Below are 12,692 nucleotides of genomic sequence, written 5' to 3' on the forward strand. Positions count from 1 at the left end.
CGCCTGGTACAACACCGAACGTGTCTCACTCACGCTCGAGGGCATGAGCCCAATGGAATATCGCGCTCATGCCCTCGCAGCGTAATGCTTTAATTAAGTTGTCCAACTTCCGGGGAGCAGTTCAACGAGAGGGCCGCCCTTTGTCGTTAAGTTCGTCGACGCTTGATCAGCGGCGAAGGCGACGCCAGCTCAGTCGGCGACGCTTCTTCTCTGGCGGCGCAGCGGCAACCGGTTCGTCGTCATCGTCATCGTTATCTGACTCGTCGTCATCATCCGACTCGTCATCATCATCGTCATCGTCGTCTGACTCGTCGTCATCGTCCTCGTCCGACTCGTCGTCGTCCGACTCGTCGTCGTCAGAATCAGCGTCACCGAGAGCGTCGATGTCGATGCCGTTCAGGTCGTCGCCGCCCTCACTGCGCATGTCATCGGGATCGAAGTCGAGTTCGTCGTCGTCTTCAAGATCGTCATCGGTGTCATCGTCGTCGGCGTCGTCATCCGCGTCTTCGCCAGCAAGCTCAGCAGCGGCCGCTTGAGCCGCCTGGTATTCAGCCAGTCGCACGGCCCACGGCACCCAGTCGGGAGCAACAAGCGCCTTTTCGCCGGGCAGTAGTTCGGCTTCAAGAACGGTGGGTTCTTCACCGGCAACGCGTGCCAGCGAGACCGTCCAGAACCAGCCCGGGTATCCGAGCAGCGTCGTCTCAAACATCAGCGACACCACGCCGTCGGGCTCGACAATGTGGCCGGCTGGCTTGCCAATCGTGGCTGCCGGAGTGATCTCCAGCAGCGCAGCGTAGGCAAGGTCGTGAGCGGCCAGCAGCGCCTCATCGGGTTCGGTGACAACCGCGGGTGCGGCGTCATCAGCCACGTCACCCGCGGGCACCTCCGTTGCCAACGTAACCGCAGGTTCCGCTTCGGCGCTCTTCGCGTCGTCAACCACCGGGGTTGCCTCGTCGGCTGCAACTACCGGCGTCGCCTCAGGCGTCTCCGGCGTTACGGCGTCATCTGATTCAAACGTCAAGCTCGTCCGCCACCTTGCGCAGTACCGTTGCGACCTTGCGCGTCTGGCTCGACGACGGGTACCGGCCGTGGCGCAAGTCGCCACCGAGGTTGTCGAGCAGCTTCACGAGGTCTTCAATAATGATTGCCATGTCATCGACCGGCTTGCGATTCTTCTTTGCGAGGCTGACCGGAGCCTCAAGAATGCGAACGGCGAGAGCCTGCAAGCCGCGCTTGCCTTCGGCGACGCCAAACTCGACACGCGTGCCGGGCTTGGGGGCAGGGGATCCTGCTGGCAACGCCGACGCGTGCAAGAACACGTCTTGGCCGTCTTCAGCCGCAATAAAGCCGAAACCCTTGTCTTCGTCGTAGAAACGGACCTTGCCCGCTGGCATAGCACCCTCACTGAACTCGTGCGCCTCTTCGGGCGCGCTATAGCCGGATCAAATGACCCACCCACCAGCCTACCCGGGTCAGGGCGAATACACTGGTGAGTGATGAGTAATGAAATTTCTGGCACCGAGGTTCCTGTCACGCGCCTAGACCGCATTCTGGCGGTGTCGTCGCTGACGCTCATCGTCGCGGCCGTCATCTGCTTTGTCGTGATGATTATCGGCTCGATGATCACGGTTGACTTCGGCACGCCTTTCTGGACGATCATCACGGGCGTTATGTACTACGGCCTGCCGTTGGGCGTTCTTCTCTTCTTCACGCTGCTCATTTCCAACACCGTGCGTCGGGCAAAGCTCGCGAAGGCGGCCCGCGGCAACCAGCAACGGTAGCTTCGTTCTATGACGACAGACGCACGGGGGCTTGCTGTTGCCCTGGCATCGCAGAGCGACGCGGCTCTCGATCAGCTCTTTAGCGAGCGCGACGTATCCGTGCGTGTTGTGTGGCGCGATTTTTTTGACGCCGCTGAGTCTTTTCTCGAACCCGCATCGATTGCCGCGGGGCTTCGTTTTGTCACGGCCGCGCAAGCTGAAGTGTTACGGCAGCTGGCTGCCGGTGCGATGCTGACGGCGGATGATTCGACTTTGAAGGCGGCTGGCTTCATTGCGGCAGACGGAACCATGTATGCGCCGGTGGCGAGCGTGGTTGCGGAGCTCGCAGTTGCCGGGTCAAATTCTGCCGATGCGGCTACGTTCCCGGCTCACGCCGAGCCCGCCGCTCGTGCTGCCGAGCGGGCATTCACCACGATCGGCAACATTGCTGACCTGCTGACGGTGCTGTTGACGAGCCCGCTCGCGCAGATCGGTACCGGTGCTGTCAGCGCCGCAGAGCGTCGCCGCCTGGCCGAGGCCAACGTCGTTGATGACCCTGATGACGTCGATACTCTGCTGCGTGTTGGGCAAATTTCCGGCTTGACCGCGACCGTCGACCGCAAGTGGATGGCAACGCCCGAGGGCGCCAGCTGGCTCGGAGCCTCCAACCGCGAGCGCTGGGATCGTATTGCCCACGCCATCGTCTCCTTCCTCCCTGCCGGTATGCGCGCGAGCGATGGTTCCGTGGTTCCGGCAGCCCACTGGCCCACTGCCTACCCGTGGGACCAAGAGTGGCCCGCTCGCGCGCAGCGCATTCGCACCGCGCTGTTCTTGCTCGGTCTTCTCACCGCCGACGGCTCTCCCACCCCGTGGGCCGAGCCTCTTCTTGCGGGTGGCGAGCCCGATCGCGCTGCGCTGTCGGAGCTGTTGCCGCACGAGGTCGACCAGATTTATCTGCAGCACGACCTCACCGCGATTAGCCCCGGTCCGCTTGAAGCCGGTCTCGATATTCGGCTGCGCTCGATGGCCGTGCGTGAGTCGCACGCCCAGGCATCGACGTATCGTTTCACCGCGTCATCGCTTATGGACGCTGTTACGGGCGGTGAAACCGAAGAGACCATCACCGAGTTTCTGACGAAGATCTCGCTTACGGGTATCCCTCAGCCCCTCGCCTACCTCGTCGGTGAATCGGCGCGACGCCATGGTTCCATTCGAGTCGGCTTCACACCCGACCGCGACCAGACGCTCGTGACCGCCGAGTCGAACGCGCTCATCGACACGTTGGCCGTTGACCAGGCGCTACGCCCGCTGGGTCTCACTCGTTCGGCGCTCGGACTCACGTCTCGCGTTGGCCGCGACACCGTCGGCGTCGCCCTCGCTGACGCCCACTACCCGGTGACTCTGGTGGCAGCGGACGGGTCGCCGGAGCGGTTGCAGCGACACCGGCTGGCGGAACCATCGGTTGCGTCCGCGACGCCGGCCTACACCGACCTGCTGGAGCGGTTGCGCGCCTCAGCTGCGGACAATTCGGAGAGCGCGTGGCTGGAGCGCGAGCTCGAACTCGCCGTTCGCAACCGCAACACCGTGACGGTGACGGTGGAGATTCCCGGCGCTGAGCCGCGCACCTTCACGCTGGAGGCCTCGGGCTTCGGCGGCGGCCGCCTGCGCGGGCGCGATAAGGCCGCCGACGTCGAACGCACTCTCCCGGTCTCCCACATCACCAGCATCGAGACGATCGCGTAGCCCTGGTTCCGACCCCCTCATCCAGTCGTTGAGCTTGGACGCGAAGCGCCCGAGGCGAAACGCCTTGGCCCTTCGAGCTGCGCCACTGGGTGTCTTCACGCCGTGCTCGCCGCGGTTCGCTGCGCATGACGGCCAAAATGCCCGTTACGTCGAAACGGACGGCCGCCGTCGCGGCGTGTTGGGCGCGACACGCCGGTGCCGCGGACGGCGGTTCCTGCATAACGGGTCGCTGCCTGCGGCGGTGTTTCGTGGTTCCGCTTTCCTGGCCACCTCGCACCCGGGGCCGAATTGCGGTGCGTGTCGTGGTTCCGCGGCTCCGATTCGCGTCCGGACCCACGGAGCGCGTGCCGTGGGTCCGCTGCTCCGATTTGATTCCGAAACCACGGGGTGCGGTGCCGGAGGTCGGAAGATTTGCGATTTGGGTGCGATCGGCGGCAGAATCGTGCGCGGTCGCCGTGTTTCCCCGACCTCCGGCGAAAATCCGTTACAAAGGGTCGGGCGCCTCGCCACGCCGTACTCGCCGCGACCGGCGGCCAGGACTGCCGTTACGTCGGAATGGGCGGCGACCTGTACGGCGTGTTGGGCACAACACGCCGGTGCTACGCGCGGCGGTTCCTGCATAACGGCATCGCCCACTCGTCGACGGCAGGGGAAGTGGAACCACAGGGCGGTTCCGGCATAACGGGCATCGCCCGCTCGTCGACGGCAGGGAAAGTGGAACCACGTGTCGTTTTGGATGACAGAGTCACCCGTTCGACGGCAGCGGCGACCGGAACCACGGGGCGGGCGACAAACTCGGTGGCTTTCGGCGCGGGGTACAGAAAGCGCGACTAGACTTGCTCGTTATGGCTAATGGCCCCCTGATCGTGCAAAGTGACCGTACCGTTCTGCTCGAGGTTGCACACCCCGACGCCGAAGCTGCTCGTCACGAACTGGCTGTGTTTGCTGAACTCGAGCGTGCGCCCGAACACATTCACACGTACCGCGTCACGCGGCTCGGCTTGTGGAACGCGCGTGCAGCGGGGCATGACGCCGAAAACATGCTCGACACGCTGAACCGGTGGTCGAAGTTTCCGGTGCCGCCGTCGGTGGCACTCGACATCACCGAAACCGTGGGTCGGTATGGCCGCCTCTCGATCGAGCGCGATGACGAGGGCACGCTCATTCTGCGCAGCGCCGACCGCGCCGTGCTCACTGAGGTTGCCCGCAACAAGCGCATCTCACCGCTGCTCGTTGGCCACCCCACCGAAGACACCTACGTCATCGACGCCTGGGCGCGCGGTCAGATCAAGCAGGAGCTGTTGAAGATCGGGTGGCCTGCTGAAGACTTCGCCGGCTACACGCCCGGCACCCCGCACGAAATCGCCATGGATGAGACGAGCGATTTCTCGCTCCGCCCCTACCAGCACGACGCGGTCAATACCTTCGTTGCCGGTGGTTCCGGTGTCGTCGTTCTCCCCTGTGGCGCTGGTAAGACGCTCGTGGGCGCGGGCGCGATGGCCGAGACCAAGACCACGACCCTGATTCTTGTCACCAACACGGTGAGCGCCCGCCAGTGGCGCGATGAGCTGCTCAAGCGCACGACGCTGACGCCGGAGGAAATCGGCGAGTATTCCGGGCAGGTCAAAGAGGTCAAGCCGGTCACGATTGCGACCTACCAAATCCTCACCGCGAAGCGAAAGGGCGAGTACGCGCACCTGGCACTGCTTGACGCGCTCGACTGGGGTCTCATCGTTTACGACGAGGTGCACCTGCTTCCCGCTCCCGTGTTCAAGCTGACCGCAGACCTGCAGGCGCGCCGCCGGCTCGGGCTCACCGCGACGCTCGTGCGCGAAGACGGCCGCGAAGGTGATGTCTTCAGCCTCATCGGCCCGAAACGTTTTGACGCGCCATGGAAGGAGATCGAGGCCCAGGGCTTCATCTCCCCCGCCGTTTGCTACGAAGTACGCATCGACCTTCCCGAATACGAGCGTCTCGAATACGCGGCTTCCGCCGACGACGAGCGGTATCGCCTCGCCTCCACGGCACCCGCCAAGATTCAGACGGTGCGCGACCTCGTGGCGAAGCACAAGGGCGAACAGATTCTCATCATCGGCCAGTACCTTGACCAGATCGACGCCGTTTCTGACGCTCTCGGCGCGCCCAAGATCACCGGCGCTACCCCCGTTGACGAGCGCGAAGTGCTGTTCCAAGCGTTCCGCACCGGCGAGGTTCCGGTTCTTGTCGTGTCGAAAGTCGCAAACTTTTCTATCGACCTGCCGGAGGCCTCCGTCGCGATCCAGATTTCTGGTTCGTACGGCTCGCGACAAGAGGAGGCACAGCGCCTCGGCCGCCTGCTCCGCCCCAAGAAATCAGGGCACACGGCGAGTTTCTACACCCTGATCGCTCGTGACACGGTCGACCAGGATTACGCCCAAAATCGTCAGCGATTCCTCGCTGAACAGGGGTACAGCTACACAATTTTGGACGCTGATTCGCTCGCGGCGTAGCGATATTTGCACGAGCCTTAGGCAATACATAGCCTCGGGTGGCAATAATGGGGGCATGACTGCACCGCGCATCCTCATCGTTGACGACGAGCCCAACATCCGCGACCTGCTCAGCACGGGTCTGCGTTTCGCGGGATTCCAGACCCGTGCCGTAATCAATGGCGCCCAGACCATCTCGGCTGTGCTCGAAGAAGAGCCCGACCTGATTGTGCTGGACGTCATGCTTCCTGACATGAATGGCTTCAGCGTGACCAAGCGTCTGCGCGAAGCCGGCTACACGGCGCCGATTCTGTTCTTAACCGCGAAGGACGACACCGAAGACAAGGTCGCCGGCCTCAACGCCGGTGGTGACGACTACGTCACGAAGCCCTTCGCGCTCGATGAGATCGTCGCCCGCATCCAGGCGATTCTGCGCCGCACGATGCAGGCCGACGAAGAGTCGATCATTCGCGCGGGCGAGCTCACGATGGACCAAGACACGCACGACGTCTACATCGGCGACATCGCGATTGACCTGAGCCCGACCGAGTTCAAGCTGCTGCGTTACCTCATGCTGAACCCCAACCGCGTGCTGTCGAAGTCGCAGATTCTTGACCACGTGTGGGAATACGACTTCAACGGCGACGCTGGCATCGTGGAGAGCTACATTTCGTACCTGCGCCGCAAGATCGATCCGCACGCTACCGAGTCGCTCATTCAGACGAAGCGCGGCTTTGGCTACATGCTGAAGACCTCCAAGTAAGACAAGGAGGCGGTCCTTCTGGACGGCTCACCCGATGCTCTGACGCGCTGGTGGCGCGGCGTCAGTTTGCGCGCGAAGGTCACGGGTGTCACCGTCGCGGTGCTGGCGATCGGCCTGTTTTCGGCCGGCGTCGGCGCCGTACCGTTTCTGCATTCCGCGTTTATTCAGCAGATCGATGACTCGCTGAAGCAACAGGCGTCGACCATAACGCCCGAGCAGGTTTTCACGATCTCTGAGGTCGATGGGCAGCTGGTGTTTACACCGCGCTCCACGATTCCCGGCACCATGCCGTTCACCGCGATCTATGTGAGCGACCAGCTCGTGGCCGTGGCGGGCGGGTACGGCTACGAAGACCCCGCGATTCCGTCAACGCTGCGCCTCGACATTGGCCCGCAGCGTGACAGCGCGTCTGATCTCGCTTCGGTCGAGGGGCGCAGCGATGCGTTCCGCGCCCGCGTCGAACTGACGACCGTATCGACGTCGCAGGGCGACGTGCTGGTCAGCCAGCTCGTGGCGATTCCGACGGCCGACGTTGACCGTTCCATCGGCACGTACCTCGGCATCTTCGGCATTCTCGCGACGGTCACGATCATCGCGGTCGGCATGCTGACGCGCTGGCTCGTCACGCTCACGTTCCGGAGCCTTGGGCAGGTCGAAGCGACCGCGATGGCGATTGCCTCCGGAAACTTCAGCCAGCGCATGGCAGGAGCGGAACCACGAACTGAGGTTGGCAGGCTGAAGACAGCCATCAACACGATGCTGGGGCGCATGGACGCGGCCCTCGCCCAGCGCGATGCCAGCGTGCGGCAAATGCGTCGCTTTGTGGGCGACGCGAGCCACGAACTGCGCACCCCGCTCGTGACGGTGCGCGGCTACGCCGAGCTGTATCGCATGGGCGCGATTCGCGGCGAAGAAGACACCGCTCAGGCGATGGATCGCATCGAGAAGGAGGCGATCCGCATGGCCGCGCTCGTGGAAGACCTCCTCGCGCTTGCCCGCCTCGACGAGAAGCGGCCGCTGACATTCGCCGCGGTCGATTTGCGGCCCATTGCCCGCGATGCCGCGATGGACCTCCGCGCGCAGGCCCCCGACCGCCCGGTCACGGTGTTCACCGAACGCCAGACGCCGACGACGCCGATTCCGGTGCAGCGGGGAACGACGAACGGAACCACGGGGCACGCCCGTAAGGGACGCACCCCCGCGACATCCGCACTATCGCTGGCCGAGGCGACGCTGCAGCGCTTGCGTCGTCGTCCGCGTCCGGCTGGTGTGCCCGGCGAGGTACAGCCGCTGGTTGAGGAGGCAATTCTGCCGCCGCCGGCGCGCGACCCGATCGTGCTCGGTGCTGAAGACAAGATCCGCCAGGTTGTTGCGAATATCGTCGGCAACGCCCGTCGGTACACGCCGGAGGGCTCTCCGATTGACTTCGCCGTGGGCGTTGACGACACCGAGACGCTGGGCTGGATTGCCGTGATTGACCACGGCGAGGGTATTCCCGACCAGATGAAGACGCAGATCTTCCAGCGATTCTGGCGTGCTGACACGTCGCGCACGCGTGAGACCGGTGGCTCCGGCCTCGGTCTTGCCATCGTGGCGTCGATTGTTGAGGCTCACCACGGCAATATCTCGGTGGAAGATACCCCCGGCGGCGGTGCAACCTTCCGCATCTCGTTCCCGCTGGCTTCCCGCCCGGAAGCGGCCGACCATCTCAACATCGAGACGCAGCCGCTACAGCGCCTTACCGAGGCAGACATCGCCGAGATGTCAGCCGAGATCAATAAGGATCAGTAGGAACGTCTTCCTCCCCATCTGGTCAACTTCCCGTTGTTCTCCACCGCACTCTTGGTTCCGCTCTTCTGAGCTTGCCGCGCTTCTAGCGTGGTGGCACACCAATCAGAAGGGACAACCCAAATGGCGATTTTTGCAGTAGATTCCGATGCCGTCGTCTCGGCAACCGCGACTGCGCGGGCCACGGCTGAGCGCGTGCGCACCGACGTGGCATCGCTCGTCGCAAACCTCCAGGCGCTCCAGGGGTCGTGGTCAGGCTCCGCCTCGATCGCGTTCCAGGAGATCTTGGAAATGTGGCGAGGCACCCAGCGAGAGGTTGATTCGGCGCTCGATCGCGTCAACCTCGCTCTCGACAGCGCCGCACGCCAGTACAGCGACGCTGAACAGGCAAACCTCAGCCTGTTTCGCATGTAGGCGAGCGACTGGCTCGGCTCATCCCCTCGAACCGGGCCAGTCTGCTTGTGTGTTTCGTGTCAGGGGTGATCGACGGCGTCGTCATCGATCCAACGGAGCACTCGCAAGGCTTGGAGCGTGACGTTGCGCGACGGCTCCCCCACCGGTTCGTCAATGGTGAACCATACGCGGCCCGGAAGATGGTGATCGTTGAGCCACCGTCCGTCAGGCTGTTGCTTTTCCCGCACGAGTTCAACGGCACCGGCGAGGCGTGCATCGGGGCTGGTGCCATCGTGCAGCGCCGCGAGGCGGAAGTAGTCGAGGGCGCGGAGTGCCGAGTAGGCATGGCGTGGGATCGCGAGAGAGCTCTCTGCCCAGACGCCAACGCGCTCGCCCGTGCGGAGCGAATACAGCAGGCGCCGCTCCAGGAGATACTCTTCGGCGCGTTTACGTACCGCCGTCAAATCCGAGGTTGCGAAGCCGGCCCGTTCGAAGGCGAGGAGCGCGAAGAGTGCGTTGATCGTGGAGTGAAAGCTTGAGCGTACCGAGCCGTTCTCCCACTCGCAGTTGAAGCCGCCATCGGGCAGCGAGTGCTCGAAAAACCACCCGGCGAGCGGCGCCATATCAACACCGAGCCAGAGCCCGTTCTCGAGTGTGAACGCGTTGATGCACACATCCACCTCGCCACCCCAGTAGGGCAGGTCGTCGTACTCCCAGCGGCTATTCGCGGCGAGCTTCTCGGCGGTGTCGCCCAGCGCTTCGGCATCGACGCCCCACATGCGCAGCATGTTGAGAGACCAGGTCGTTGCCGTCCAAGGCTGACCGGGCTCGCCCTGCCAGTCATTCGCGCGTGGAAAGTACGCGCCGCCTGCCCACTGGCCATCGGGATCTTGTTTCGCCAACAGCATCGCGCCGTATGCCTCGGTGGCGGTGCGCGCTTTTGTGCGTTGCCACACCGACACGGGCGCGTCGAGAAGATCGCGTTGCACCTGAAATTGCAACGACGGGTCGCTGTCAAGAAGCCAAGCCATCACGTCAACGTGCGCCATGCCAGCCATCGTACGCGCGTGGTTCGTCGAGCACAGTGCCCCTGCGTGCAGACGCTGGGTGCCGTGCGCCGACGCAAAAGAGCGAGGGCCCCGACTTTCGTCGAGGCCCTCGCCGTGATCTGTGTGATCAGAGACTTAGAAGTCCATGCCACCCGACGGGTCACCCATCGGAGCTGCAGCCTTTTCGGGCTTGTCAGCAACGACGACCTCGGTCGTCAGGAACAGACCGGCGATCGATGCAGCGTTCTGCAGTGCCGAACGCGTCACCTTGGCGGGGTCGATGATGCCCTGTGCGAACATGTCACCGTACTCACCGGTTGCAGCGTTCAGGCCCTGGCCGCTCGGCAGCTCAGCAACCTTGTGCGCAACAACGCCGGGCTCCAGACCCGCGTTGAGTGCGATCTGCTTGAGCGGAGCTTCAATTGCCACGCGAACGATAGCAACACCCGTTGCTTCGTCACCGGTCAGTTCAAGCGAGTCAAGAGCCGACGCTGCCTGCAGCAGAGCCACGCCACCACCGGGGACGATGCCCTCTTCGACAGCAGCCTTTGCGTTACGCACGGCGTCTTCGATGCGGTGCTTGCGCTCCTTGAGCTCAACCTCGGTTGCAGCTCCGGCCTTGATGACTGCAACGCCACCGGCAAGCTTTGCCAGGCGCTCCTGCAGCTTCTCGCGGTCGTAGTCGCTGTCGGTGTTGTCGATCTCGCGGCGGATCTGGGTAACGCGACCCTCGATCAGCTCTGCCTCGCCAGCGCCCTCAACGATGGTCGTCTCATCCTTGGTGATGATGACCTTGCGAGCACGACCCAGAAGGTCAAGCGTTGCGTTCTCGAGCTTAAGGCCGACCTCTTCGGTGATGACCTGGCCGCCGGTCAGGATAGCGATGTCCTGCAGCTGAGCCTTGCGGCGGTCACCGAAGCCGGGAGCCTTAACAGCTGCCGACTTGAAGATGCCACGGATCTTGTTGAGAACGAGCGTTGCGAGTGCTTCGCCCTCGACGTCCTCAGCGATGATAACGAGTTCCTTGCCGTCCTGGATGACCTTGTCAACGATGGGCAGCAGGTCCTTGATGTTACCGATCTTCTGGTTAGCGATCAGGATGTAGGGGTCTTCGAAGACCGCTTCCTGACGCTCAGGGTCGGTGACGAAGTAGGGGTTCAGGTAGCCCTTGTCGAAGCGCATACCTTCGGTGAGCTCCAGCTCGGTGCCGAACGTGTTCGACTCCTCAACGGTGACAACACCTTCCTTGCCGACCTTGTCGATAGCTTCAGCAATGAGCTGACCGATAGCCGGGTCTGCAGCCGAGATCGATGCGGTAGCGGCGATCTCTTCCTTCGACTCGATTTCCTTAGCGTTCTCGAGCAGCTGAGCGGTGATGGCCTGAACAGCCTTCTCGATACCGCGCTTCAGCGAGATGGGGTCAGCGCCGGCCGCGACGTTGCGCAGACCTTCGCGCACGAGTGCCTGTGCGAGAACCGTAGCGGTCGTGGTTCCGTCACCAGCGACGTCATCCGTCTTCTTGGCAACTTCCTTGACGAGCTCTGCACCGATCTTCTCGTACGGGTCGTCGAGCTCGATTTCCTTGGCGATCGAGACACCGTCGTTCGTGATCGTGGGAGCGCCCCACTTCTTCTCGAGCACAACGTTGCGACCGCGCGGGCCAAGGGTTACCTTGACGGCGTCAGCCAGGATGTTGAGTCCGCGCTCGAGGCCACGACGTGCCTCCTCATCGAAAGCGATGATTTTAGCCATGAGTCTTTCGTCCCTCCTGGACGTCGGCGAATCAAATTTTTAGCACTCAGTGATGGCGAGTGCTAAGAACCATTCTGGCACTCACCCCATGCGAGTGCAAGCCACACCGCTCAGCCCTGGGCGGACAAAAATCGTGAGGCGTACTTAGCCTGCGGGCGCGAAATCGGCACCGATGACAATGGTCAATTGCGCGGACTCCGCGACATCACCCATCTGGTAAACGTCGCTCTGCTCGATGAGCGCTTCATTCATGAGGCCGGCAACGCCCAGGGCGGGGCTCTGATCGCCGGGCAGCGGGTAGTACACCGTGGTGTGCTCGAAGTCTTTGTCGTCGGAGTCAATCGAGAAGATTTGCTCTTGCGTCCACCCGGCGGTCACGAGCAGTTGCGTGACTTCGGCAGTCTTCGCTTCGTCGGGCGTCGCGTTGAGAATTAAGATCGAGTAGCTCGTGTCAATGCGAGGCTCGACCGGTGCCTGCGTGATCGTCGTGTCGGGCTTGTCTTCACCGAACGTAATCTTGCCCATGACAACCAGAGAGCCAAAAACACCCCCGGCGAACAGCACGACAGCCGCAACCGATGCCCACAGGAACGTGGCCCACCCGCGACTGCGCGGCAACTCGGCGCGGTGCGCTCCGACGCGGCCCTTGTCGCGGGCTACATCATCGAAGCGATCACGCGGGAAGTTCGAGGGCACCCGATGATGCTATCGAACCCAACCCCGAATGCTCGGCAGATTCTCTCAGCAAAGGGGCTCTGCCCGCCCGCTGGCGTCTGATGCGTGCGACCAAGAATGGGTCGGCGGCGACAGCCGCCGGCGACGCGCTCACCCTCGCGAGCACCTGGTAATACCGCACCGCTGACAGCCCCCAACGGGCCTCGATTTCTTGCGCTTTGGCGGCCGAGTGTTGCGGCCACTTGGCTTCAAACAGCAAGAGGTCGTGCGCCGGAACCACGGGTGAAGTGCTCATGATTGC

At 63.3% G+C, this 12,692-nt stretch carries 13 protein-coding genes; 7 read left to right on the forward strand and 6 right to left on the reverse strand.

Annotated elements, in window-relative coordinates; genetic code table 11:
- The coding region (locus tag ACQUSY_RS04420; protein ID WP_428903460.1) for an IS3 family transposase at nucleotides 1-85 on the forward strand (85 nt) is incomplete at its 5' end.
- An 81-nt stretch (nucleotides 86-166) separates the two neighbouring features.
- Here ACQUSY_RS04420 and ACQUSY_RS04425 read toward each other — a convergent pair.
- Both ACQUSY_RS04425 and ACQUSY_RS04430 read right to left on the reverse strand, forming a co-directional pair.
- Nucleotides 167-1,021, reverse strand: coding sequence for a DUF3027 domain-containing protein (locus ACQUSY_RS04425; protein WP_428903304.1), 855 nt, complete (start codon nucleotides 1,019-1,021; stop codon nucleotides 167-169).
- Complete coding sequence (locus ACQUSY_RS04430; protein ID WP_428903305.1) at nucleotides 1,011-1,394, reverse strand: cold-shock protein; 384 nt, start codon at nucleotides 1,392-1,394, stop codon at nucleotides 1,011-1,013. Before ACQUSY_RS04430 ends, ACQUSY_RS04425 begins: the two co-directional genes overlap by 11 nt.
- 102 nt (nucleotides 1,395-1,496) lie before the next feature.
- Here ACQUSY_RS04430 and ACQUSY_RS04435 point away from each other — a divergent pair, with 102 nt between their 5' ends.
- From ACQUSY_RS04435 to ACQUSY_RS04460, 6 genes are all read left to right on the forward strand, one after another.
- Nucleotides 1,497-1,781 carry a hypothetical protein gene (locus ACQUSY_RS04435; RefSeq protein ID WP_428903306.1) on the forward strand — a complete coding sequence of 95 codons (285 nt, stop codon included), beginning with the start codon at nucleotides 1,497-1,499 and terminating at the stop codon, nucleotides 1,779-1,781.
- Nucleotides 1,782-1,790: 9 nt separating this feature from the next.
- Nucleotides 1,791-3,503: a helicase-associated domain-containing protein gene (locus ACQUSY_RS04440; protein ID WP_428903307.1), complete on the forward strand. Its 1,713-nt coding sequence runs from the start codon at nucleotides 1,791-1,793 to the stop codon at nucleotides 3,501-3,503.
- 845 nt (nucleotides 3,504-4,348) lie between these two features.
- Complete coding sequence (locus ACQUSY_RS04445; RefSeq protein ID WP_428903308.1) at nucleotides 4,349-5,992, forward strand: DNA repair helicase XPB; 1,644 nt, start codon at nucleotides 4,349-4,351, stop codon at nucleotides 5,990-5,992.
- A 55-nt stretch (nucleotides 5,993-6,047) separates the two neighbouring features.
- Entirely contained in the window at nucleotides 6,048-6,734 is a 687-nt protein-coding gene (locus ACQUSY_RS04450; protein ID WP_428903309.1) for a response regulator transcription factor, read from the forward strand.
- Between the two features lie 66 nt (nucleotides 6,735-6,800).
- On the forward strand, nucleotides 6,801-8,525 hold the full coding sequence (locus ACQUSY_RS04455; protein WP_428903310.1) for a sensor histidine kinase: 1,725 nt from the start codon (nucleotides 6,801-6,803) through the stop codon (nucleotides 8,523-8,525).
- Between the two features lie 120 nt (nucleotides 8,526-8,645).
- Entirely contained in the window at nucleotides 8,646-8,936 is a 291-nt protein-coding gene (locus tag ACQUSY_RS04460; protein ID WP_428903311.1) for a WXG100 family type VII secretion target, read from the forward strand.
- Between the two features lie 59 nt (nucleotides 8,937-8,995).
- Here the strand turns inward: ACQUSY_RS04460 and ACQUSY_RS04465 are convergent, their stop codons facing one another.
- The 4 genes from ACQUSY_RS04465 to ACQUSY_RS04480 form a co-directional block, all read right to left on the reverse strand.
- Nucleotides 8,996-9,964 (reverse strand): prenyltransferase/squalene oxidase repeat-containing protein, encoded by a 969-nt coding sequence (locus tag ACQUSY_RS04465; RefSeq protein WP_428903312.1) that lies wholly within the window; start codon nucleotides 9,962-9,964, stop codon nucleotides 8,996-8,998.
- Nucleotides 9,965-10,099: 135 nt separating this feature from the next.
- Nucleotides 10,100-11,716, reverse strand: a complete 1,617-nt coding sequence (gene groL / locus ACQUSY_RS04470) for a chaperonin GroEL (protein ID WP_428903313.1) — start codon at nucleotides 11,714-11,716, stop codon at nucleotides 10,100-10,102.
- 144 nt (nucleotides 11,717-11,860) lie between these two features.
- Nucleotides 11,861-12,412, reverse strand: a complete 552-nt coding sequence (locus tag ACQUSY_RS04475) for a LytR C-terminal domain-containing protein (protein ID WP_428903314.1) — start codon at nucleotides 12,410-12,412, stop codon at nucleotides 11,861-11,863.
- Complete coding sequence (locus tag ACQUSY_RS04480) at nucleotides 12,390-12,686, reverse strand: DUF3263 domain-containing protein (protein WP_428903315.1); 297 nt, start codon at nucleotides 12,684-12,686, stop codon at nucleotides 12,390-12,392. The genes ACQUSY_RS04475 and ACQUSY_RS04480 overlap by 23 nt, the downstream gene beginning before the upstream one ends.
- Nucleotides 12,687-12,692 lie beyond the last annotated feature (6 nt).

It is taken from the genome of Microbacterium daqui, from assembly GCF_050408675.1.
Classification (GTDB): domain Bacteria; phylum Actinomycetota; class Actinomycetes; order Actinomycetales; family Microbacteriaceae; genus Microbacterium.